This window comes from Gammaproteobacteria bacterium (genome assembly GCA_016195665.1).
Lineage (GTDB): Bacteria > Pseudomonadota > Gammaproteobacteria > SURF-13 > SURF-13 > JACPZD01.
In genome coordinates this window covers 1-24,505 of sequence record JACPZD010000037.1, presented here as the reverse complement: position 1 = coordinate 24,505, position 24,505 = coordinate 1, and the positions used below count along the sequence as shown (strand labels likewise).

18 protein-coding genes and 2 pseudogenes are annotated in these 24,505 nt (G+C 58.3%); 13 read left to right on the top strand and 7 right to left on the bottom strand.

Going from position 1 to position 24,505, the window contains the following annotated elements:
* Window positions 1-271 precede the first annotated feature (271 nt).
* Window positions 272-409 carry a hypothetical protein gene (locus tag HY028_10590; GenBank protein ID MBI3345281.1) on the bottom strand — a complete coding sequence of 46 codons (138 nt, stop codon included), beginning with the start codon at window positions 407-409 and terminating at the stop codon, window positions 272-274.
* Between HY028_10590 and HY028_10585 the strand changes: the two genes are divergently transcribed.
* Entirely contained in the window at window positions 408-734 is a 327-nt protein-coding gene (locus HY028_10585) for a type II toxin-antitoxin system RelE/ParE family toxin (GenBank protein MBI3345280.1), read from the top strand. The two genes, HY028_10590 and HY028_10585, sit on opposite strands and share 2 nt — an antisense overlap.
* Window positions 724-1,020 carry a helix-turn-helix domain-containing protein gene (locus tag HY028_10580; GenBank protein ID MBI3345279.1) on the top strand — a complete coding sequence of 99 codons (297 nt, stop codon included), beginning with the start codon at window positions 724-726 and terminating at the stop codon, window positions 1,018-1,020. The genes HY028_10585 and HY028_10580 overlap by 11 nt, the downstream gene beginning before the upstream one ends.
* 130 nt (window positions 1,021-1,150) lie before the next feature.
* Here the strand turns inward: HY028_10580 and HY028_10575 are convergent, their stop codons facing one another.
* Entirely contained in the window at window positions 1,151-2,662 is a 1,512-nt protein-coding gene (locus HY028_10575; GenBank protein MBI3345278.1) for a leucyl aminopeptidase family protein, read from the bottom strand.
* Window positions 2,663-2,762: 100 nt separating this feature from the next.
* Here HY028_10575 and pdhA point away from each other — a divergent pair.
* The 9 genes and pseudogenes from pdhA (at window position 2,763) to HY028_10530 (ending at window position 11,807) form a co-directional block, all read left to right on the top strand.
* A pseudogene (gene pdhA / locus HY028_10570) lies at window positions 2,763-3,797 on the top strand (pyruvate dehydrogenase (acetyl-transferring) E1 component subunit alpha).
* A gap of 24 nt (window positions 3,798-3,821) precedes the next feature.
* Window positions 3,822-4,793, top strand: coding sequence for an alpha-ketoacid dehydrogenase subunit beta (locus HY028_10565; protein MBI3345277.1), 972 nt, complete (start codon window positions 3,822-3,824; stop codon window positions 4,791-4,793).
* Between the two features lie 243 nt (window positions 4,794-5,036).
* A complete protein-coding gene (locus HY028_10560) occupies window positions 5,037-8,204 on the top strand; it encodes an FAD-dependent oxidoreductase (GenBank protein ID MBI3345276.1) in 3,168 nt (1,055 codons plus the stop codon).
* Window positions 8,205-8,237: 33 nt separating this feature from the next.
* Window positions 8,238-8,459: an AbrB/MazE/SpoVT family DNA-binding domain-containing protein gene (locus HY028_10555; protein MBI3345275.1), complete on the top strand. Its 222-nt coding sequence runs from the start codon at window positions 8,238-8,240 to the stop codon at window positions 8,457-8,459.
* The gene (locus HY028_10550) at window positions 8,456-8,866 is read left to right on the top strand and encodes a type II toxin-antitoxin system VapC family toxin (GenBank protein MBI3345274.1); all 411 of its coding nucleotides are present in this window, start codon (window positions 8,456-8,458) and stop codon (window positions 8,864-8,866) included. The genes HY028_10555 and HY028_10550 overlap by 4 nt, the downstream gene beginning before the upstream one ends.
* A 5-nt stretch (window positions 8,867-8,871) precedes the next feature.
* Window positions 8,872-10,089 carry an argininosuccinate synthase gene (locus HY028_10545; protein MBI3345273.1) on the top strand — a complete coding sequence of 406 codons (1,218 nt, stop codon included), beginning with the start codon at window positions 8,872-8,874 and terminating at the stop codon, window positions 10,087-10,089.
* Complete coding sequence (locus HY028_10540) at window positions 10,086-10,394, top strand: pyrimidine/purine nucleoside phosphorylase (GenBank protein MBI3345272.1); 309 nt, start codon at window positions 10,086-10,088, stop codon at window positions 10,392-10,394. Before HY028_10545 ends, HY028_10540 begins: the two co-directional genes overlap by 4 nt.
* A gap of 236 nt (window positions 10,395-10,630) precedes the next feature.
* Window positions 10,631-10,717 (top strand): annotated as a pseudogene (locus HY028_10535) (CDGSH iron-sulfur domain-containing protein).
* A 208-nt stretch (window positions 10,718-10,925) separates the two neighbouring features.
* A complete protein-coding gene (locus tag HY028_10530) occupies window positions 10,926-11,807 on the top strand; it encodes a peptidase S11 (protein MBI3345271.1) in 882 nt (293 codons plus the stop codon).
* A gap of 40 nt (window positions 11,808-11,847) precedes the next feature.
* Here the strand turns inward: HY028_10530 and recJ are convergent, their stop codons facing one another.
* The 4 genes from recJ to tsaB are packed head-to-tail and all read right to left on the bottom strand — an operon-like array spanning window position 11,848 to window position 16,029.
* Complete coding sequence (gene recJ, locus HY028_10525) at window positions 11,848-13,557, bottom strand: single-stranded-DNA-specific exonuclease RecJ (protein ID MBI3345270.1); 1,710 nt, start codon at window positions 13,555-13,557, stop codon at window positions 11,848-11,850.
* Window positions 13,558-13,571: 14 nt separating this feature from the next.
* On the bottom strand, window positions 13,572-14,615 hold the full coding sequence (locus tag HY028_10520) for a hypothetical protein (protein ID MBI3345269.1): 1,044 nt from the start codon (window positions 14,613-14,615) through the stop codon (window positions 13,572-13,574).
* 6 nt (window positions 14,616-14,621) lie between these two features.
* Window positions 14,622-15,290 carry a class I SAM-dependent methyltransferase gene (locus HY028_10515; GenBank protein ID MBI3345268.1) on the bottom strand — a complete coding sequence of 223 codons (669 nt, stop codon included), beginning with the start codon at window positions 15,288-15,290 and terminating at the stop codon, window positions 14,622-14,624.
* Between the two features lie 55 nt (window positions 15,291-15,345).
* Entirely contained in the window at window positions 15,346-16,029 is a 684-nt protein-coding gene (gene tsaB / locus HY028_10510; protein MBI3345267.1) for a tRNA (adenosine(37)-N6)-threonylcarbamoyltransferase complex dimerization subunit type 1 TsaB, read from the bottom strand.
* Window positions 16,030-16,344: 315 nt separating this feature from the next.
* Between tsaB and HY028_10505 the strand changes: the two genes are divergently transcribed.
* Together HY028_10505 and HY028_10500 are read left to right on the top strand one after the other, a co-directional pair.
* On the top strand, window positions 16,345-17,886 hold the full coding sequence (locus HY028_10505; protein MBI3345266.1) for a putative Ig domain-containing protein: 1,542 nt from the start codon (window positions 16,345-16,347) through the stop codon (window positions 17,884-17,886).
* Window positions 17,887-17,955: 69 nt separating this feature from the next.
* Window positions 17,956-24,318: a type IV secretion protein Rhs gene (locus tag HY028_10500; GenBank protein MBI3345265.1), complete on the top strand. Its 6,363-nt coding sequence runs from the start codon at window positions 17,956-17,958 to the stop codon at window positions 24,316-24,318.
* A 76-nt stretch (window positions 24,319-24,394) separates the two neighbouring features.
* Here HY028_10500 and HY028_10495 read toward each other — a convergent pair.
* Window positions 24,395-24,505: IS3 family transposase (locus HY028_10495; protein ID MBI3345264.1), on the bottom strand; the 111-nt coding region annotated here is incomplete at its 5' end.

The window sequence follows — 24,505 nt, the reverse complement described above, 5'->3', positions numbered from 1 at the left end:
TTACCATTATATCGGCTGCTTTATGCTCAAGTTGAGGGCAATATGCCCGCTGGATCAGCGCACTCTTACTGACCAGGCCGCTAAATCACCAAGCGAGTCCCAGTACCTTCATCCTCCGGCTTGAGCAATACGAGGTCTGCGCCTGCGCGATAGGCCTTTAGATACTTGCCTCGAACACCTTTTCCAAGGTCCTCTCGGCTGCACTCGGAGCGAAGCTCGTCGTGTTTAGCCTTCTTCATATGTAACCATTATGACTTGCCGCGTGGGTGAGTCAATACGTTTGTTTCCAGTACAAATTGGGCGTGTAGCGTATCCAGACACCGGTGAGGTCGGCGGGGATGTGGGCGAGGTCGTCTTTATGAGTGGCCCGCGCTTGCGCAGGTACGCGAATTGCGTATAATGAAGGCATGCTCTTTGTTGAGTCTCCCGCTTTTAGCCGGTTTGTAGACGAGCATGTCTCTGACGAGGCGCTGGCGGCCTTGCAGGCGTTGTTAGTGGAGCGCCCACAGGCTGGGAACGTAATCCCCGGCGCGCAGGGTTTGCGAAAACTTCGTTGGGGGTTGGGCGGGCGCGGCAAGCGTGGCGGCGCGCGGGTGATTTATTATTACTGGGTGGATCAGGAGCGGATTTACTTGTTGTTTGCGTATCTCAAGAATGTGCAGAGTGATTTGACGCCGGACCAAGTCAAGCGGTTAGCGGCCGTGATGAAGCAGGAGGTGCGAGATGGAGGATAAGGCATTTGAGGCATTATTAGAGAGCGTGCGCTGGATGGGCAAGCATCGCCGCGGCGAGACGCGCAAGGGCCGGATAACCGAGGCCATTGAGCCGGAGGTGAAAGCCTTGCGGGAAGCCACGCAGCTTTCTCAGGCGCAATTTGCGCGTCTCATCGGCGTGAGTCTGCGCACGCTGCAAAACTGGGAACAGAAACGGTCACGCCCCACGGGGGCGGCGCGGGCGCTGCTTAAGATTGTGGCGGCTGATCCCGAAGCGGCGATCCGTGCGCTGCATCGGGCGGCGTAAGGGTTGCGTTCTCCCTCTTCCGGCCTTTGGGCCACCTTCTCCCGCAAGCGGGAGAAGAGGCTCAGTTGAGTTTGTCGGCTCCGCCTTCGGCTTGAGCCGGCCTGCATAAACTAACCCTTGCGCTTTTCGATCATTTTGACTTGCCGCGCGCGTGAGTCAACACGTTTTGATCCAGTAATAAATTGAGCGTGTAGCGCACGCCGAAGCCGGTGATGTCGGTGGGGATGTGGGCCAGGCCGCCTTTGTGATTGCCGCTTGCCAAGTCTACGTGCAGCCAGGGGATGGTTTTGTCTACGAAGCGGTTCAAAAACCGTGCAGCTAAAATGTGATCGGCTTCGCCTTCCGTGCTGCACTGTTTGATGTCGGCGACTTTGCTTTCGAGTTGCGTGTCGTAGTCTTCGTCCATAGGGAACGGCCAGACGCGCTCGCCGCTGGTGCGGCCGGTTTCGATCAGTGTGGGGATCAGGTTGGGGCGATTGGTGAACGCGCCGCTGTACGCCGTTCCCAATGCGTACACGCAGGCGCCGGTGAGGGTGGCGTAATCAATCATGAAACCGGGTTTTTTCTTGCTGGCCAAGGCCAGGGTGTCGGCTAATATCATTCTGCCTTCGGCATCGGTGTGGATTACTTCTATGGTCGTGCCGTTGCTGGCGCGCACTACGTCGTTTTGTTTGTAGGCGTTGGGGCCGATGTGGTTTTGCACGAGCGCGAGCCAGCAGTCCACGGGAAAGTTCACCTTAAGCTCGGTGAGCGCGAGTAACGTGCCAAGCGCTACCGCGCTGCCTTCCATGTCTTCGTGCATGCCGTACATATGCTTGGCGGGTTTGAGGTTGGTGCCGCCGGTGTCGAAGCAGACGCCTTTGCCGACCAGCGCCACAGCAGGGTTGCGGCTGCCGCGAGCGGGTTCGTAACGCAAATGCACGATGCCCGCATCGGGCTTGGGGCTGCCTTGTGCGACGGCGAGAAAGGTGCCCGCTTTCAGGCGTTTAAGGGCGGCAATATCGAGGAAACGCATGCGCCAGCCGTGGTGGCGCGCCAGCTCCGTTACGCGCCGGCGATACGTAGCCGGCGTGAGTTCGTTGGGTGGGAGGGAGGTCAAGTGACGCGCAAGATTGTTCCCTTCGGCTTCGGCGTAGCTGCGGCGGAAATCCGGCATCGCGGCTAGTCCGTACAGCTCAATCGTAGCAAGCTCCGTGCGCTTGTCCTTCTTGGTCTTGAAGTGCGGGAGCGAATACGCGCCCGCCAGCAGGGCGGTTACCAGGGCCTCGCTTACTCGGGCGCCGAGAGTGTCGTTAAGCCCGGCGAGGCAAAGCGTGACACGGCCAGGATGGCGAGCCAGTGCGCTGCCTGCTAATTTTCGGGCGAGGGTGAGCAATTCGAAGCTGGTCATTTCCTCGTTCACCGCCCCCAGCGCCACATGAGTGCCCACCGGATTGGGCAGGTCGGTCACATAGGGTGTGCTGGCGAGACCCTCCGTGTCGGCTTTGGAGAGGCGTTTTTTGAGTGTGCCGGCGTACGGAAATTCCGGCCATCCGCCCTTAACCTGTGCCTTGGGAATGACGATAATAAGCTGAGAGAGGCCGTCGGCCTCACGGGAGGTTAAGGGCTTAGTGTGTTGTTTTAGCTTGATTTTATTTTGCATGAACGGCTTGCTCTTACGGTTGCGTGAGGGCGGTTTTCCTTGACCTTGGTGGCCAAAACCCTGATCATATCGCGGTTAAGCTTTGAGGACGATCCTACCTATGTATATCACAAAACCGCTGGATGAGGCTCACGCAGTGCACGTTTTAAGTGTGGCTGACAAGAAGCGTCTGCTGCGCGAGATGCTGTTTGCGCGCCGTTTCGAAGAGCGCTGCTACGAGGCGTATGTCGAGCGCAGGATCAGCGGGTTTTTGCATCTCTATCCGGGGCAAGAGGCCTGCGCCCATGGTGTGCTGGAGGCGGCGCGCCCCGGGCATGACTATGTCATTACCGGTTACCGCGATCACGTGCACGCGATCAAGTGCGGCAGCGACCCCAAGGCGGTAATGGCGGAGCTGTACGGCAAGGAGACCGGCGTGTGCAAAGGGCGCGGCGGCTCGATGCACATCTTCGATGTGGCGCACCGCTTCATGGGCGGCTACGCCCTGGTGGGCGGCCCGTTCCCGCTCGCGGCGGGCATGGCGAAGGCGATCAAGCTCAAGGGCGGCGACGAGATCGCGATTTGCTTTTTGGGCGACGCCGCGAACAATCAAGGCACCTTCCATGAGACGCTCAACATGGCGAAGCTGTGGAATCTGCCGGTGCTGTTCGTGTGCGAAAATAATCTGTACGGCATCGGCACGCGCATCGAGCGCTCCACGTCGGTGCTCGATCAATACAGGCGCGTGGCGGCGTATGACATTCCCGCGGCGCAGGCCGACGGGCAGGACATTGAAACCGTGTATGCCGCGGCAAAAATCGCCGTGGACCATGTGCGCGGCGGCAATGGCCCGTATTTTCTGGAGCTGATGACCTACCGCTATCGCGGACACTCCATGTCCGATTCCAATGCCTATCGCATGAAAGATGAAGAGCGCGAATGGAGCAAGCGCGATCCGATCATCATGCTACGCGACCGGTTGATCTCGGCCAAACAGTACAGCGAAAAAGACTATCAGGCGCTAGATGACGAGATCATCAAGCACATCGAAGACGACATCATCAAATTCGCCGAAGAGTCGCCGGAGCCGAAGGCTGCCGAACTGGAAAAATATGTGCTCGCGGAAAACGATCCGTGGGTGAAGGGCAAACCTGCGCCCAAGGGCGGCACGAAGGAAATCATGTACTGGGAGGCGATTCGCCGCGCGCATGATGAAGAGATGACGCGCGACCCGCTCGTGATCGCGATGGGCGAGGACATCGGCGTGGTGGGCGGCACCTATAAAGCTACGAACGGGCTGTACGACAAATTCGGCGCCGAGCGCGTGATGGACACGCCGATTTCGGAAAACGGTTATACGGGTCTGGGCATCGGCGCGTCGTTTGCCGGTGTGCGCCCCATCATCGAGATCATGTCGGTGAATTTCGCCTGGCTCGCGCTCGACCAGATTGCCAACTCCGCCGCCAAGGTGCGTTACATGTCGGGCGGGCAACTCACCGCGCCGGTGGTCATCCGCTCGCCGGGCGGCACCGCGCATCAGTTGGGCGCGCAGCACTCGGCGCGCATGGAAAAGGTGTTTATGGGTATTGCGGGCCTACGCGTGGTGACGCCATCGAACCCAAGACAGGCCTACGGCCTGCTCAAATCCGCGCTGCGCTGCAACGACCCGGTGTTCATCAACGAACACGAACTCATGTACAACATGAAGGGCGAGGTGCCGGAGGGCGAATACTTCCATCCGCTGGAAGGCTCCGAGGTTGCGCGCGCCGGACGCGATGTCACGCTGTTGTGCTATAACATCTCCGTGCACTGGTGCTTAAAGGCCGCCGAGATTTTATCCAGACAGCACGGCATCGATGCAGAGATCATTGACCTCTACGCGCTCTCACCGCTCGATCGCGCGGGTATCAAGGCATCCGTTTCCAAAACGCACAAGGCGGTGATCGTGGAAGAGGCGGAACCGGCGGTGGGCGTGGGTGCTGAGGTCATGGCCATCATCAACGAGGAGTGCTTCTTCGAGCTGGACGCCGCGCCGGTGCGTGTGTCCGCCGTCAGTGTGCCGATACCCTACAACCACACACTGGAAAAGGCTGCGATTCCCAACGCGCAGGATGTGGTGAACGCCGTGCTTAAATTGTTCGGCAAGGTGTAAGGTAAGGGCACCTCTAAAAATGATGGATTTTGCTACAAGACAAGGCGCAGCGCCGTCGAGCAGCGCAGCATACACGTCAGTATGTGAGCAGCGGAGACAAGCTGCAACGCAGTATATGGAGCAAAAGACGCATTTTTAGAGGTGCCCGTAAAAATTGAAATCCCCCTCCCGTCACCAGCGAGGGGGATTTTGTTTTGGGACACTTGATTGAATAATTAAACTAAAAACCCTCAACTGGCGCCTATGTCCGAACCCCACCCCATAAAAATGCCGCAACTCTCCGACACCATGACCGAAGGTGTCGTGGTGAGCTGGGAAAAAAATATCGGTGATCAAGTTTCGCGCGGCGACGTGGTGGCGACGGTGGAAACCGACAAGGCCATCATGGATGTCGAAGTGTTCCGCGATGGTTTTCTGTCCGGTCCGCGCGCGGCGCTGAACAGCGTTGTGCCAGTGGGTGCGCCGATAGGCTATCTCGTGGCGAGCGCCGCCGAGGTGCAGGCGGAGGGGGCTGCTCCGGCTCCAGCCGCCGCAACGCGAGTAGAGGTAAAGCAAACGTCCAAGCTCACCGAAACAGCGGCGCCAGCGCAGGCTGTTGCTCAGCCTGCTGCAACCCCAGCGCCGCAAGCGGCGACGCACATGGATGTGCTAGTGTCGCGGGAGGCAGGAAGCCGGGAGCGACCGACCCATGTTATCAAGATGCCGCAACTCTCCGACACCATGACTGAAGGTGTCGTGGTCGGCTGGACTAAAAAGGTAGGTGACAAAATCGAGCGTGGCGATGTCGTCGCGCAGGTCGAGACCGACAAGGCCATCATGGACGTGGAAGTATTCCGCGCCGGCTTCCTGTCCGGCCCCATCGCGCCGGTGGACAGCGTGGTGGCGGTGGGCGGCGCGCTTGCCTATCTCGTGGATAAATCAGAAGACGTGGTGCACACCGCTCTCGCCGTGATGGGCAAGGGCGCGGTGGACAATGTCACCAGCCCGTCGGAACAGGAGGAGCGGCATCGCCTCGCCGCCGCGCATCCCGCGCCGGGACACAAGGCGCCGCTCATGGGCGCCGAGCCGAGCGAACCCGTCGCGCGCCCCGACAACAAACAGGCGACCCCGCAGGCGCGCAAGCTCGCCGCGGAGTTGCACGTAAATCTGAACACGCTCAAGGGCAGCGGCCCGGACGGCGTGATCACCGCGCAGGACGTGCGCCGCGCGCAGCCGCTGGAGCGTCCGAGCGAGGTCGCGCCGCAAATCCCCGCGCACGTGATGCCGGAAGTTCAGGTACCGGGGCATGGCCGCGCCATGACCGCGATGGAACGTGCGGTGACTCACTCCATGACGGCGGCGCTCACCATGCCGACGTTCCATGTCACGCTGCATGCCAAGCCGGAAAATCTCATCAAGGCGGCGAAGCGCAAAGGCGTGTCGCTCACCGTGCTCATCGCCAAGGCCTGCGCCGAGGCGATCAAAAAACATCCGACCGTCAACTGGGCCTATCAGCCGGTGGACAAACTGGTCGAGCGCGACGATGTGGATATCGGCATCGCGGTCTCGGCGGACAGCGGCGGCCTCGTGGTGCCGGTGCTCAGGCACTGCGAGTCGCGTGGTCTCGATGAATTAAATACCTCCTGGAAAGACCTGGTCGAGCGCGCACGCGTGCGCCGCCTGAAGCCGGAAGAGTACGCCAATCCGACCTTCATGATTTCCAACATGGGCATGCTCGGCGTGAGTTATTTCGACGCCATCCCCACCCCCGGCACGGCGGCCATCCTCGCCATCGCCACGACACAGGAACAGGGCATGCCGCTCACCGTGACCGCCGATCATCGCGTGGTGAACGGTGCGGAGGTGGCGCTGTTTCTCAATACCTTGAAAGGTTATATCGAACAACCGGAGAGCTGGATGGGAACGCTCGGTCCTGCAATACCCGAAGGCAAATGGGATTACGACGTCGTCGTCATCGGCGGTGGGCCGGGCGGCGAAGACTGCGCACGCGAACTTGCCGAACACGGCATCAAGGTAGCGATGGTGAACGACGCGCCGCTGCCGGGCGGCGAATGCCTGTGGCGCGGCTGCATTCCGTCGAAGGCGTGGCGCGCGGCGGCGGACCGCCTGCGCGACCGCACGCACGACGCGCATCTCGGTGTCGAAGGCACCACCGGGGGCAAGCTGAATTTCGCACTGCTGGAAAAGACGCGGCGCAAGGTGCTGGAGACGCGCGGCGAGATGGCGAAAAAGACCGACACCGGCGTCAAGATCAAACTCATCCAGGGTTTCGCCAGTTTCGAAACCGACCATCGTTTATTTGTGGACACCTCCGCCAACGGTAGCGATCCGCACCCGCGTGCGCCGCAAGGCGACGGCTCCAAGGGCGAGCACATCACCTTCGGCTGTGCGGTGATTGCCGCCGGTGCGCCGCCGTTTGTGCCGCCGATTCCCGGTGCACAGGAAGGCCTGAAAAACGGCGGTGTGCTGACCTCCGACACGGTGTGGACGCTCAAACAAGCGCCGAAAAAACTCGCCATCGTCGGCGGCGGCGCCATCGGCGTCGAGATGGCGCAGATTTTCCAGGACTTCGGCAGCGAGGTCACGCTGCTCGAAGGCCAGCCGCGCCTGCTCGCCGAAGTCGAGCAGGAGATCGCCAAAAATCTCGCCGACATTTTGAATAAAGACCCGCACCTTACCGTGCACGTCTCCGCCAAGGTGCAGGACATCAAAGGAAAGCCCGGCGCGATGAAGCTCAGTTTCGCCGATGCGGAAAATAAAACGCACACGCTGAGCTGCGACTATGTGCTCATGGCGACCGGCAAGCGCCCGGTACTGGAGCCGCTTAAACTGGATAAGGCCGCTGTCGCGGTCGAGAAGGGTGTGATTAAAGCCGATGCGCGCTGCCGCACCAGTGTGCCGCACATCTTCGCGGCGGGCGACGTGATCGGCGGCTACATGCTCGCGCACACCGCCGCCACGCAGGGGCGCGTCGTCGCAGCGAACATCATCGGCGCAGACGCCCGGTACAACCAGGACAAGGACTGCGGCGTCATCTTCACCCGCCCGCAGGCCGCATTCGTAGGCCTGTCGGTAGAGCAGGCCAAGACCAGGAACATAGACGCCGTCGAAGTCAAAGTGCCCATGAGCATCGATGCCAAGGCCATGATCACCAACGAGACGCTGGGCCTGATTAAACTGGTCGCCGACAAGAAAACGCGTCGCATCATCGGCGTGCACTTCCTCGCCGACCACGCCGACACTTTAATCGGCGAAGCGGTGATGATGGTCGCCGGCGACATGACGCTGGAACAGGTGGCGCACGCGATACACCCGCACCCCACCCAAACCGAGCTGTTTGGAGACATGGTGAGAAGACTGTTATCACGCCTGCGCCGCACGCAGAAGGTTTCCGCCGGAAAATCATATTGAAAAGGTATGTAATATGATTTAGTATTTCATAACATGAAAGCCAAAATCGCAGAACGCGGCCAAGTAACCATCCCTAAACTCCTGCGCGACAGGCTGGGCTTGCGCCCAGGCGCGCAACTGGATTTCACCGTGGAAGCAGGCAAGCTGGTGGCGGTGAAGGCCAAAGATACAGACGTGGTGAGCCAGGTAATCGGCTGTCTCAGAATGGATAAGACCACCGACGCCTTTCTGGAAGAGGTGCGGGGGAAGGCGTGATTACCGCGGTGGACACGAATGTCCTGCTGGATGTATTCCGTAACGATCCTCGTTTTTGCACCCAATCCGCCGCACTACTGCGCCGTTGTCTGGGCGAGGGGACATTAGTGGCGTGTGAGGTGGTGTGGGCGGAAACGTCTGCTGCGTTCAGCGATCAGGCCGCTTTCCACATGGCCATGGAAACCCTGGGCGTAGCCTATACTACGCTGAATCAGCAAAGCGCTGAGCGGGCCGCCGCCGCGTGGCGGCGCTATAGGGCGCGAGGCGGTAAGCGCAGCCGCGTACTGGCCGACTTCTTGATTGGCGCGCACGCGCTGCATCAGGCTGACCGTATACTTACCCGTGACCGTGGTTTTTACCGCCCTTATTTCAAGGGCCTGCAATTACTCGATCCTGCAACAAAATGATCTCTATGAAAAACCCCAAAAAAGTCGTACTCGCCTACTCCGGGGGTCTCGATACCTCCGTCATCCTCAAATGGTTGCAGGAGAATTACCATTGTGAGGTGGTGACCTTCACCGCCGACATCGGCCAGGGCGAGGAGGTCGAACCTGCGCGCGCCAAGGCCAAGGCGGCGGGGGTGAAGGAAATCTATATTGACGACCTGCGCGAGGAGTTTGCGCGCGACTTCGTGTTTCCCATGTTCCGCGCCAACGCGATTTACGAAGGCGAATACCTGCTCGGCACTTCCATCGCGCGGCCCTTGATCGCCAAGCGCCAGATCGAGATCGCCAACCAGACCGGCGCGGATGCGGTGTCGCACGGCGCGACGGGCAAGGGCAACGATCAGGTGCGCTTTGAGCTGGGCTATTACGCACTGAAACCCGACGTGCACGTGATTGCGCCGTGGCGCGAGTGGGATCTGACCTCGCGTGAAAAACTGCTGGCCTATGCGGAGAAGCACGGCATACCCGTGGAAATGAAGCGCGGCAAGAAGTCTCCCTATTCCATGGACGTGAATCTGTTGCACATCTCTTACGAAGGCGGCGTGCTGGAAGATCCGTGGGCGGAGCCGGAGGAAAGCATGTGGCGCTGGACGGTGGCGCCGGAGAAGGCGCCGGATAAGGCAAGCTATCTCGAACTTACTTATACCAAGGGCGACATCAGCGCCATCAACGGCGAGAAGATGGCCCCGGCCAGGGTGCTGGAGACCTTGAATCATATAGGCGGCGCGAACGGCATCGGCCGGCTGGATATCGTCGAGAACCGCTACGTCGGCATGAAGTCGCGCGGCTGTTACGAGACGCCGGGCGGCGCCATCATGCTCAAGGCGCACCGCGCCATCGAGTCCATCACGCTGGACCGGGAGGTCGCGCATCTCAAGGACGAAATGATGCCGCGCTACGCGAGCCTGATTTACAACGGTTACTGGTGGATCCCGGAGCGCAAGCTTATACAGCAGATGATGGATGCCTCACAGGCCACCGTCAACGGTGTGGTGCGCGTGAAGCTCTACAAGGGCAATGTCACGGTAATAGGGCGCAAATCAGAAACCGACAGCCTGTTCGACGCGAGCATCGCAACCTTCGAGGACGACGCCGGGGCCTACAATCAGGCCGATGCCGGCGGGTTCATCAAATTAAACGCCTTGCGCATGCGCATTGCGGAAAAGCTGAGGAAGAAAAAATGAGTTTCAAGAACGTCGAAGTCAGGAAAAAGGCCAATGTCTATCATGGTGGCAATGTGACCAGCCGCACCGTCATCACTACAGACGGGAAGCGTCTGACGCTGGGCGTGATGCTGCCTGGCGCCTATAGCTTTAATACCGATGAGCCAGAGGTGATCGAACTGACACAAGGAAAATGCCGAATTAAAATCGGCGATGCCGGAAAGTGGAGCGATCATAGTGCAGGTCAAAATTTTTCAATACCGGCCAAGACACGGTTCGATATCGAAGTGACGGATCTGGTGGATTACGTGTGCCACTTTGGGTGATGGATTAACCGCTGGTCCGGGGTCGAGACTTAGGGAAAATTAAGGGGTAATATTGGGGGTAGTAGACAGTTACCGCGCACGGAGGTGTTGATATGAAACCCAATGCACAATCTCAGAAACCTAAAATTTTCTGTCTCCCCAATGGTCCTTATTACTACTTCACCGATTTTACCCCGCATGTTATTGAAGGTATTCAAAACTCAAAGAGGGAGCCGCGCTCGACCGTGCGCGGGGTAGCCCTGTGCCGTTGCGGAGGTTCCAACAACAAGCCGTTTTGTGATGGAACGCACTGGCATATAAATTTCAAGGACGAGAAAAACTAGCTTCTTGAGTCAGTGAAACCCAGATTAAAATTTATACTGAGCCTAAACATAACTCTTGGCTTGACTATTGCAATCATTATCAGGTAAATAGCATGTAGTGTTAATGTAGAGTCAAATTTTACTAAGTAATACGGCAGTCTTGCGGTAAGATTTTAGGGGCGATGCCAAGGTTCAACTACTAAATGATAACCATAAAGATAACCAAAAAATGAACAAGATAATAAGCCGATCCATTGCGGTATTCATCCTTACCGGCCTGTTTAGTATTGCCTTTGCGAAAGAGGTAACGAGGGATCAGAGTTCAGATGACCCGCCGTTGAGTCTGGCGGCGAGCCAGGCGATAATCGTAGATCAAATCACCGGAGAGACCCTTTACGCCAAGGATGCGGACGCTCAGAAGCCCATCGCCTCGATCACCAAGCTGATGACTGCGATGGTCACCTTGGACGCAAAACTGTCACTCCGCCAAAAGCTCCAGGTTACAGATGAGGACGTGGACATGCTGCGTCACTCACGCTCGCGGCTTGCGGTCGGCCGCATCCTCACCCGAGGCCAGCTTTTGCAGTTGGCCCTGATGTCGTCGGAGAACCGCGCCGCTTCGGCCTTGGCGCGCAAATATCCGCGCGGTTACGACGCATTCATCGCGGCGATGAATGCCAAGGCCAAGTCCCTGGGCATGCTGGATACCCATTTTGAAGACGCCACCGGCCTGAGCGATGGCAATGTCTCTACCGCGCAAGATCTGGTCAAACTGGTGCAGGCTGGTTATCAATATCCTCTAATACGTCAAATCACCACTACCGCTAGATACGATCTGGAGCAAGGCCGCGTCGTCCAATACAAAAACACCAACCCGCTCTTTAAGGATAAAACCTGGCGGATCGGCCTCAGCAAGACCGGCTACATCAAACCCGCCGGCCATTGCCTGGTGATGCAGACTCAACTGGTGCGGCCACTCATCGTGGTGCTGCTCGATGCCGCGGGGAAGTCCAGTATCGCCGCGGATTCCAGGCGTATAAGGAAATGGATAATGACCAGCTTGGCGAGCAATAAACTGGCCGCCAATAAAGATTTAACCTTCCGTAACTGAGTCTTTTCCCGCCTTACTCTCGATCATGTTTGACCGGGCTTTATACAGTCTCGAGATGCTCGATCAACAATTGTAAACTGCGCTGGCCACGGTACTCGTTGACATCGAGACGGTAGGCAATGCGCGCGCGCCGCAAGGGCCGCGAGCCTTCGTGTGTGAAGTTGAACGCGATTGCATCAAATATTTTTGAATCGTCCGGGTAGCGTAAGACCAGTTTAAGGTGCTTGTCGCCCACGATACGCTGGCTCACGACCTCGAAGATCCCATCAAACAGCGGCTCGGGAAATCCCTGACCCCACGGCCCCGCGCTGCGCAGGGCTTCGGCCAGTTCCAGTTGCAACTCGTCGGCTGACAAGCCGCCGTCGCTCAACATTACCCTTTGCAGTTCAGTTTCAGTGAGATGCTTGCGCACCTCGCGGTCAAAGGCGGCGCTGAAGGCGTCATAATCCGCGCGTCGCAAGGTGAGTCCCGCCGCCATCGCGTGGCCGCCAAACTTGCTGAGCAGACCAGGATGTTGTGCGGCCACGCTGTCCAGCGCATCGCGGATGTGCAGTCCCGGCACCGAACGCGCCGAGCCTTTGATCTCGTGCTCGTTACTTAGCGCGAAGGCGATCACCGGCCGGTGGGTGCGCTCCTTGATGCGTCCCGCGAGGATGCCGATGACACCCTGATGCCAATCGGGATCGAACAGGCAGAGCCCGTAGGGCAACTCTGTATCGAGGCGCATCGCCTTTAGCGCGTCCAAGGCCTGTATCTGCATCTCGCTCTCAATGCTGCGCCGCTCACGATTCAGCTCATCAAGCCGTTGCGCCATAGTGAGCGCCTGACTGTAATCATCGCAAAGCAAACATTCGATGCCGAGCGACATATCCTCCAATCGGCCGGCGGCATTCAGCCTCGGCGCCAAGGCGAAGGCGAGGTCGCCTGCGGTGAGGCGACCCTGCTGACGCTGGGAGACTTCGATGAGTGCGCGGAGGCCGGCTTGGCAACGGCCCTCCCGGATGCGGGCCAAACCTTGCGCGACCAGCACGCGATTGTTGTGATCGAGCACGACGACGTCGGCGACCGTACCGAGCGCGACCAGATCCAGCAACTGCGCAAGATTCGGTTCTGGGATATTTTTTTGCGAAAACCAACCGTTGGCGCGCAACTGAGTGCGCAGCGCCAGCATCACGTAGAAAATCACCCCGACGCCGGCAAGGTGTTTACTGGGGAATTCGTCACCCGGCTGATTGGGATTGACGATGGCGTCGGCGGCGGGTAACAGCGCGCCGGGTAAATGATGGTCCGTAATCAATACCTGTATGCCGAGCTGTTTGGCGCGCGCAACGCCTTCCACACTGGAGATGCCATTGTCTACCGTGATGATCAGATCGGGCTGCTGTTGCGCCGCGACGTTTACGATCTCCGGCGTAAGCCCATAACCGAACTCAAAACGGTTGGGCACGACGTAGTGTACATCTTGCGCGCCCATGAGCCGCAGTGCCCGCACGCCGAGTGCGCAACTGGTCGCGCCATCGGCATCGAAATCGGCCACGAACAGGATGCGCTGCTGTTTCTGCAAGGCATCGCTCAGCAACTGCACGGCTTGCTGCATGCCGCGCAGCGCCGAGGGTGGCTGGAGCTGTTCCAGTCCATATTGGAGTTCTTCCACGCGCTTTATCTTGCGTGCCGCATAGACACGCGCGACCACCGGGTGCAAATTCTCCGGCAATGGGAAGGGCAGGGGTGCAGTAGTTTGTCTTAAAATCTTCACAGGTAGGGTTACCGATAGAATGCGAGCGGCCGCCTCCGCCGCCACCAGCGGCCAAGCAATGAGCGGTTAACGTGAAAAACGTTCCCGTGGCCAACATATAAAGACAAACTTTTTAACATGCGTCCGCGTAACGCCGCACACAGCGGTGCGGCCCACTGTGTATTAAAGCGCTCGAAAAAATTCGGCCCCAAGCGCTGCATCACTACCAGATGTTCGCCAGGGGTGTCGGCGAGATGCAACCACTCCTGCGCATTGGAGGGCAGCGCGGCGTGGGGTGCGCCTGCCAGTTTCGCAAGGCCCACAGCCAGCGGCTCATCGCTCCATACCTTGGTAAAGGGAGACGGTTCGGCGGCCGGGAATGTTCCCCCTCCCCAGAACCAGAGACTGTTGATCGGCCATTCGCCGCGCGCCTCGCGTGCCTTATTGATATCGCTCTCGTGCAGCGCCATCTGTACTTCATTTAACAGGCTGCGCCAGGGTTTTGCATCGGGTAAATAGGCGTGGATGTCATGGCCGAGGACTTCGCGCAGCGAGCGGAAAACAATACAGGGGTTTTCTCTAAGGCGTAAATACCAGCGTTTGGGATGAGATACTTCAAGCTGCATACCCACGGTTTCGAAGAGGGGACGTAAGACTTCTCTCAGCGTAGCGGCCTCCTCTTGCTGTATGTTCAGATAGTCATTCCCCAGCAGGATGACGCGGGCATTGTCGGCCTGTAAGTAAACCGGATCGGCGCGCAGCAGCCAGCCGTCTGTTCGCCGATCCGTATCCGCCAGATAGGTCACCGCAGCCGTAGGGAGAGGGACAGCCGCTGCCGATGTGAATAACGTAAAGAGTAATTCCTCAGGATTATTCGCTGCCTTCTCTCGCTCTCCGCGCGCCAGCAATAACTCCAGCTCTAAAGCGCGTGATTGTGTATCCGGGACGGCCTTGTCCAGTGACGTACAGGGAAGAGCGATAGCGAAGGGTTCTGCTAATGTCGCGGGAGGCAGGACGCCGGGAGCGACCAGGTCTGGAACGACGAGGGTAAGCCGCCGATTGAGTGATTCCATTCCGGTCTAGGTAGGCAGTTTAAGCGCCAACGTCAAGCCGTCGGCTATTGGCAGCAGGCTCAGGGAAATGCGTGGATCGTGGTGGAGTTTTTGATTAAGCCGGTGAATCGCCAGTGTCGCCTCATCACATTGCGGCGCATCGGCCACCCGGCCATCGCGGAGCATGTTATCAAGCACGATCAAGCCGCCGGGGCGCAGTAATTGCAGCGTGCGTTCGTAGTAGTCATCATAGCCCGTCTTGTCGGCGTCTATAAAGGCGAAATCAAACGTTCCGGCCTGACCGTCAGAGAGCAGCGTGTCCAGGGTCTCCAGTGCAGGAGCGAGCCGTAACTCGATCTTGTGCGACACCCCGGCTTCCTGCCAGTAACGTCGCGCAACGCTGGTCCATTCCTCACTCACATCGCAGGCGATCAGCTTGCCGTCTTGAGGGAGCGCGAGCGCTACACAGAGCGAGCTGTAACCGGTAAACACGCCGATCTCCAGCGCCTTTCTGGCGCCCAGCAACTGTACCAACAGCGCCATGAACTGTCCCTGTTCGGGCGCGATCTGCATGACGGCCATGGGATCTTTTGCGGTTTCTTCACGCAGGCGCTTTAACAGTTCAGGCTCGCGCAGCGAATGGCTAACGAGATATTCGTACAGTCTGTCCGTCATGGCGATGGTTTTATTGCTCATCTTAGCTACCTTCAAGGTTGGCCGAATGAATTCGGCCCTACATGTAGGTGCGAATTTATTCGCACTTGGCCCAGGCCACCCGGTTTCTCAAATAGACCGGCACGGCCTGCTCGGCGCTCACTGCAAGGCCGCGCTGCATGGCGGTCAACCCCATCAGCGCGACATCCCGCGCGCGCGGCTGACGCTCCGGCATCACCGTATGCACGAGTGTGCCGCAACGTTCCCGCAATGCAGTGCCATACTCTTTCCACCCGCTACCTACCCCTTGCCATTCGCCCTTATCGGGGAAGGCAACTTCACCTGGCGCACATACCTGTTCCTCGCCGTGCAACTCCATCACACCTGTGCTACTGATTTGATAAACGCCCCAATAGACCTCGCTCATCCGGGCATCGAGCGTGGCGAGCACGTGCGTCAGGCCAAGGTCTGTATGAGCCCCCTGCGCGAGAGCGGCCAATGTGGAGATGGGCAACACGGGCAGATCGGCGCCGAAGGCGAGACCCTGTGCGACACTCGCTGCGATGCGCAATCCCGTGAAAGAGCCGGGGCCGCGCCCAAAGGCGATGGCGTCAAGCTGCGATAAGCTTAGGCCCGCCTTGGCCAGCAGTGCGTCCACCATCGGCAGGATGAGCCGGGCGTGTTCCCGCGAAGCAAGCTTGAAATCCTCGCGGACCTCAGTCTCGATAATCAGCGCCGCCGAGCAGGCCTCAGTGGAAGTATCCAATGCCAGGATTTTCATTCTTGAAGATGGGCTTCAGGAGAAATGTCACCACTGTCGCCTAATTTATTGATCAGCAGCAAGAATCACCTCTTTACCCCCAGCTTAATTATTAGCCAATATCGTCCAGCTATAAAAAAATTCCCAAAAAAACCTTGACACAGCCCCCCCCCCCCGGATGATCTAGTATAGCTAACCTTGTCTGACCGGACGAAAAAATTCACCGAAACATAATCAAACTGTCATCGCTGGGGATCAAACTTTTCAGCAGCATTAAGAATCACCGCAAGCTGATTTCAAAAAGTCTCATCAACAAAAGCGAATAGGGAGGCATTCATGATACGGTGCATCATAGTAGGCCTTGTGATCGGGTTGTTTGCTCCCACCGTGGTCGCGGCTACCGCCGCACAAATTGACGCCGCGCGGAATAAAGGACTCGCCTGGCTGTTGCTAAATCAGAACGGTGACGGCTATTGGAAGGGCAAGGCAGGTACGGAGGTTCCTGCGACGGCCGCTGCCTTAGAGGCCTTCAGCAATGCCAAGCTCAGTAATTATTCTTACGTAAAGGGCGTGGCCTGGCTCAGCAACGCCAAAGTCATCAGCGTAGACTCCTTATCGCGCCGGATCATCGCCCTCAAGCAGGCCCAACTCGATGTTACCTCCGATGCTCAGCAATTGCTCAAGTGGAAAAATGCAAACGTGGCCTGGGGTGCGTATGACCAATACGATACCAGCTTTCCCGACACGCCTCTCGCCTTGAGCGCCATCCGCGCCAGTCAATATACCTATACCAATCAAACGAATGACATCGCCAATGCCTTATGCCGCATGTTAATGGCGCAAAAGACCGGTGATGTAACCGTAGACGGCAGTTGGTCATATCTGCCGCTGAACACCACGGCGCCCGCTTCGGTAGTGGCGAGCGGCGTTGTCCCGACGGTGTACAACATCCTTGAGATCAATGGCATCAGGTTGGCCCAAGGCTGGGTGAGCCTTACCTGTGGCACGACCTCTTATACCTTGCAAACGGCAATTGATCGTGGCCTCAATTGGCTGCTCAGTCAGAAAAAGCTCGCCGATGGCGGATTTGGCGAGAATGGCGTAAGCAGCCCATTTTATACGGCCCTGGTGTATCAGGCGTTGCTTACCTTGCGACCCGCCGACCCTGCTACCACAGCGGCACTGGATTATCTGATCAGCCGGCAGGGTGTGGACGGAAGTTGGAATAATGACCCGCTGCAAACAGGTTTGGCGCTCAAAGCTCTGCCGGCATTGGCGACGCCGCTGACGGACACCGACAAAGACGGTGTCCCCGACGCCATCGAGCTGATTCTGCGCACCAATCCTAACGTCGCGGACAGCGGTTGGTTAGTAGATGGCAACGGGCAAGGCGCCCCGGGTACGACGATTCCGCTCGTCCCCGCCGTGCAGGCGGTATTGAATCAATCATACAGCCTGTTATTGCCGTCGGGCGGCGGCACGGCGCCTTACACCTGGAAGACAGTGGCCGGCAGCTTCCCGCCGGGATTGACCCTGAACGCCGCGACGGGGCAGGTGAGCGGTGCACCTACTACATTAGGTCTCTATAACTTCAGCTATTCGGTCACCGATGCGACCGCTACTACCCGAACTTTTCTTGCGCTGATCTCAGTCTCGAATACCGCCACAGGTATTGCCGACGGCGACCTTACGGGTGATGGCTGGGTAGGTCCGGCTGATACCGCCTTGGCCGAGCAGATTGCCACCGGTCTGGTTACGCCTACCCCGACTCAACTCAGCCATGGTGACGTCGCCCCGGCCGGGGCGCCGAACGGCGTGATCAATCAAGACGACGTAGTGCGGATCAGAAACAAGGCCGCTGCGCTGGAGATTTTTTAGGCTTCTAACAATCGAAATAATCGGCTGACCTCCTTAGCGTCCATGCGCAGGAGGTGAAGGGAGAATGGTATGAAGCTACCCAACATGATTTTGCGGATGAGTTTTGTTATCGTGCTGTTTGCCGCCGGTTCGGGCGCGACACTCGCCGCGCCGGCTGATTCCGCTCCACTTCCCGAAGACATCATCCAACGAGTAGTGACTGATCGCGTCAAGCTTGGCGGCAATCCGTTGACCGATCAGCTGAGTCAGCATCTGGATGAGGTGTCCGAACTCGCCAACCAAGTCGAGGCGGAGGATAAAAAGACCAAAAGTCCGTCTGAGGAAGAGGAGGCGCTCAATACCAAGCGCATGGTGATCCGCAGCAAGCTTCACGAGTTTGCTGAATTGCGCAAAGAGATCAAGGCTTACTTTGCTGAAACGCGGGGCAAACTTGCACAACAAGGCCTAAATGGCAAAGCGGCTGTACTCGACGCCACCCTGCAAGCCGTTGAGCAGCGCTTTGATCGAATTACGAATGCCCTGGACAGCGTGCACAACAGCAAACAAAAAAATGGGAGAGGCCTTGCCTTAGGCAAACTGAAGGCAGAACTGAAAGAGTTGCACGGGAAAGTGAAGGAACAGGCGGATCTCGCCAATCAGCAGCCGGTTCCCACCTTCACTCAGCAAGAACCGCCCGCGTCACGTGAATTGCCCGCCAGCCCAACTACGCCGCAGTACTTCGCCTCACCCTATACGCCCGGCAACATGTACGCCTTTCTGGGTAACAACCTGCTGGCTGTGGCGCCCGACCCCACACCTACCGAGGCGGCAAGTTGTAGCTACACCGCTGCGGATTTGGCCGAAACCAGCGACGTGTCACTCACCCCGGAAATTCGGGCGCTGGCGGAAAAATTGAATTATTCACCGGTGCAGATTTATCAATATGTCTCCAATGAGATAAAATTTGAACCCTACTGGGGTTCGCTCAAAGGAACCATGGGCACGCTTTACAGCAAGGCGGGTGGCCCCACCGATCAAGCTTCTTTATTGATCGCCTTATTGAGGGCGTCAAATATCCCTACACGTTATGTCAGAGGAACGATCCAAATCACGGATCTGCGCGGGCCGCGCTGGATCGGCGCGAAAACCTACGATGCGGCAATAGCCATGGTGGGTCAGGGGTTGAATCCTACTTATGGCAAAGTGGTCAGCGGCGCCGGCGCAACGGTGGGGATGCAAATAGCGCACGTCTGGGTGGAGGCCTGTGTGCCTTATGGCAATTACCGCGGCAACGCCATAGACAAGTCAGGCCACCGTTGGATCCCGCTGGATCCCAGCTTTAAGGATAAAACCTATCAGGCGGGTATCGCCACGAACGTGGCGTTTGACTACACCACCTACATGGCGCGCCGTACCAATACGCTGCCCCACGAGAAATACGAGGAGCAGGTTAGCGCCAGCATTAAAGCACTGCCCCCCAATTACAGCAATAATACGCTGTCCGATGTCGGCTATCTGGGGACGTTGCTCCCCAGACAAGTGGATGTGTTGCCCGCCACGCTGCCTTATACCGTGGTGCAGTTTACCAGTTGGGGAACCGGTCTGACCGCCGAGGTCGCCGCACTGCCCGATGCCCACCGCTACAAGCTTACAATCACCAGCGCCAATTCAGCCGGAACCGCTCTGGCGCCTGCGGTGACTTTGGATTTGCCCACCACGGTGCTGAAACGTACCACTCTTTCGTTTAAGGGGCTGACCACCACCGATCAAAGCGCGCTCGACACGTGGAAGGCCAATCCCGATCTATTGGCGGCCCTGCCCTGCACCATCAATGTGGTGCCGGTGATCAAGGCCGAAGGTGTAGATCAATCAGTCGGCACTACGGCGGTCGGCTTTTGCACCACACAAAACCGTCTGACCATGGACTTGCGCCTGAATGAGCGGAGCAGTCCCCTGATAAAGACCATCACGTTCAATAATATCAACGCCGCCAATTATCACGCCTTGCAGGGCTATGCCTTCCAGGCCTCCGATAGACTGTTGCGCGAACGTGCCGCCAAACTCCTCGCCAGTGTGCGTAACACGCCGAGCCCCAATACCAACCTGGAAGAAACCGAAGGCGAGTATCTGCATCTGGTGGGACTCAAATACATGCGTTACATCACGGATAGCGCTAAACGCATTGGTGAGCTGGATGGCGGCTCGGGCGAGAGCGGTAATCATCTTGGACTTACCGCCACGCAGATGAAGGTGAAATATCTTTTTGATCTGCCTTTCGCGATAACGCGGCAAGGCTTTCTCATTGATGTCCCGGGGGGTCAGTCACGCACTGTGGATTTAAGCACAGGCGCACTGGTGTGGAAGACGTTCCAGCTCAGCGGTTATTCCTCCTCTGCCTTTGAGGCCTACATTTGGCAGGAGAACGCCCGGATGGATGCGGTGAGCACCGTGCGGGGTCTGCAATTTGCCAAGGAGATGGGCATTGCAATATTGACCATCACCAGCGCCAATCAAGCCACCGAGATCCCCAAGCTTACCAGCAACACCAATACCACCTTGAACTATCCTGCGAGTTACGTGGCGTCAGTTCAGAGCTATATCAATGCCGGATATACCGTCACTGCGCCGCGCAGTTTAATCCAGTATAACAACTGGCGTGGCGCGGTTTGGGTGGCGGAGAAGAATGATACGGTCGCAAAAACCATGAGTGGCGCCTATATCATCAATGGAAGTTATGCGGGCGGGTTTACCACTAGCGACCCCACAAATATGCCCTCGTTGTATAGCTTTGCCGACCCTGTCACCAATAATTTCAGTTCAGGTATTGATTTTGGCACAACCTCATACTCGACCTTTGCAGGCGACCCGGTCAACATGGTGAGCGGCAATATGTATCACACCGAGCGCGATCTCGCTATCAAGGGCCGGGGAGGGCTGCCGGTGGTTTTTGAACGCAGTTACAATAGCCGCGATGCCAAGGACGGGCCGCTCGGCTTTGGCTGGACACACAGTTTTAATCATTCCCTGACCTTCAATGACCATAACACCAATGGCGTTACGGATTCGGCCGATACCGACGGCATCACATCATCGGTGACCTGGACCGATGGTACCGGCAGCAAGAAGTTTATTCTGGTAGCAGGCTCGACCGCAGGCGTCGCCGTGGGCAGTGTTTTTGTCCCGCCCAAGGGATACTTCTTCAACACTGCTCGTAACGCCGATGGGACATACAGTATCAGGGAGAAGAACGGGCTCACCTACATCTTTGGAAATATCGCCGGCACGGTTGCACAAAAGGCCAAGCTTTCAAAGATCGTTGACCGCAACGGCAATGCCCTGACACTGACCTATACCGGAAACAATTTAACCACGGTCACGGACTCCCTCAGTCGTAGTCTCACACTCACCTACGATGTCAATAATCGCCTCATCGAAGTCAAAGACTGGACCAATCGCCGCCAGCAGTATGTCTATGACGCGGCGGGCAATCTGGTGACCTACAAGAATCCGCTCGCCGTTGCGGGCGCCCAGCCGCCGGTCAGCTACAGCTACTACAGCGACACCCTGCTCAATCATGTGATGAAAAGCTACACCCTGCCGCGCGGCAACGGCATGACCTTCGAGTATTATATAAACGGCCGGGTCTTCAAGCACTACACCACCCTGGGGGAGACCACCAGCTTCACCTATAATGACTTCCGCCGTGAAGCGATCGGCGTGAACGAGCGGGGCTATACCCGCACGTTTTACTTTGACGCCAACGGCAACCCCGTCAAGATCGTGGAGGAAAACGGCGCCGAGCGCACCTACACCTATGACAGCGTCAACGTCATGAACCGCCTTTCCAAGCTCAGCCCGCCCGGTTATCTCACCCAGTACGCCTATGACACCAATGGCAACGTCACCCGCATCACCCAGCCTTCCGGGGCCACGGTCGAATACAGCTACTTCAACACCTACAACCAGCCCGGCAAGATCAAAGACGCGCGCGGCAACTACACCCTGGTGAAATACGACGCCAAGGGCAACCCGTTACAGACCGTCAGGCTCAAAGCCGGCATCGGCGCGACGCTGGATCCCACCACGTACACCCCCGTGGCGACCGATCTCCTCGCCTGGACCCTCAACAGCTACGACAGCTTTGGCAACGTCCTGACCGGCAAACAAGTGCGTGACTTCACCGCCCAGGCCGGCCCGACCCTGGAATACAGCTACAACGACACCGTCAATCTGGTGCAGGGACTCAATCCGGTAGGCATCACCCGCCGTGGCGACAAGAACGGCGACGGCCTCATAGATGCCACCGAATTCGACAGCGCCAGTTTAAGCTACGACCCCCTCGGCCGCGTCAAGACCGGCCTCAATGAGGACTGGTACCCCACCCAATTCGTCTACGACGATGTGGACCGCGTGATCAAAGGCACCGATACCGCCGGCCAGTTGCGGGATTACCAATACGACCCCAACGGCAATCCCAGCAACACCGGGCTCACCGTCCCGGTGGCGGGCGTCCCCACCCTGGTGGATCAAGCCAGCGCCAGCTACGACCTGTCCGATCGCACACTGACCGGCGCCAACGCCGGCGGCTTCACCACCGCCTACCAGTACGACACCGCGGGCAACATCACCAAGATCACCAACCCCGACAGCTACACCCTGGCCTTTGAATACGACCCCAACAACCACATCACCAAAGCCTACGACCAGCAGGGCAACGCCGTGAGCCGCACCCTGGACCTCGACGGCAAGCCGCGCAGCATCACCGACCCCAACGGCAACAGCATCAACTACACCTACTACGGCCCCGAGCGCGACGGCCGATTAAAGCAACAGATCAACGCCCTCGGCCGCATCACCCAGTTCGACTACGACACCAACGGCAACGTAGTCAGCGTCACCGACCCCCTGGGCCGCGTCACCCTCACCACCTACGACGAACTCAACCGACCCACCCGCATCGTCGGGCCTCAATACACCGATGCCCTATTGGGTACAATACGTCCCGTGACCCGCTACAGCTACAACAATCTTGGCCAGCGCACCAAAGTCGAGGCCGGCCGCACCGACGCCACGGGCACCAACCCCGCGAGCGACGTCCTCACCCCCCAAATGACCTATAGCTACGACGACTTCGGCCGCCTGCTCAAAGACACCGACCCCTTAAGCCGCAGCCGCCAGTACGCCTATGACATCTTCAGCAACGTCACCCGCGTCACCGACGCCAAAGGCCAAGTGACCACCTACACCTGGGGCTACGGCCACCAACTCCTCACCCAGAGCAGCGCCGCCGGTACCGTCAGCTACACCCGCAACCCCCTGGGCCTCGCCACCCAAGTCCAAGGCCCCAACGTCACCTACCGCTACAGTTACGACAGCGCCCACCGGCTCAAGACCCTCAATGACTCCCGCGGCAACAAGACCCTCCAATACCGCTACAGCCCCGGCAGCCTCCTCACCCGGCTTACCGACGGTGAAGGAGTCGCCACCGACTACCTCTATGACAGCGTCGGCCGCCTCACCGGCATCGGCGCCGGGACCCAACTCATCGGCTTCACCTACGACGCCGCCGGAAGACTCACCCAAAAGACCCTCCCCAGCGGCGTCAGCACACGCTACACCTACAACCCCGACAACACCCTAAGCCAGGTGCAAAATCGCAGCACCAGCGCCAGCGTCGTAACGCAACACGACTACAGCTACGACGCCGCCGGCAACCGCCTCACCCACACCGAACAGATCGGCGCCACCCTCACCAAATACCAATACCTCTACAACGCCCTTGATCGCCTCAGCGAAGTCAGAAACAACGCCGTCGTCCCCAGCACCCTCATCGAAGGCTACAGCTACGACACCCTCGGCAACCGCAGCCAAAAGACCGACGGCGTCAACACGACAGCCTATGTCTACGACACAGCCAACCAGCTCAAAGAAATCCGCCAAGGCAGTCCCACCGGCGCACTCCTTGCCAGCTTGAGCTACGACCCAAACGGCAACCTACTCACCAAGAGCGAAGGGGCCACCCTCACCAGCCTCAGCTACGACGCCCTCAATCGCCTGAGCCAAGTGAGTAAGACCGGCCAGGCCAATCAGAGCTACCAATGCGACGACCAAGGCAGAAGAATCCAAAAGACCGTCGGGGCCACTAGCACAAACTATCTCTACAACGGCTCTGACATCCAGGCCGAATACAGCGGCTGGACCAGTCCGCTGGCCCGCTACACCCACGGCCCCGGCACCGATAACCCGCTCATCCGCAGCACTGCTACAGCCAATCAGTACTACCATCAGGACGGCCTGGGCAGCGTCATCGCACTGACCAACGCCACCGGCGGCAGCGACGGCACAGCCCGCTTTGACGCCTGGGGTAACAAGCTCGCCTCAACCGGTGCAATACCTCAATACGGCTATACGGGCACTGAGCAGAGGGGTCAAGTTCATTGTATGACTATCTGAACTGTACAATCCTGCAGCAATCAATACGATAGTCATACAATGAACATGAGGCATACCCGATTTCACGGACACAGGGTTAGGGGACAACAGCGTTTTCTTCATACTGCATCGGACTCACGTAACCGAGTGTTTGATGTAGCCGTTCTCGATTGTAAAACACTTCAATCCACTCGAAGAGGGCGCTTCT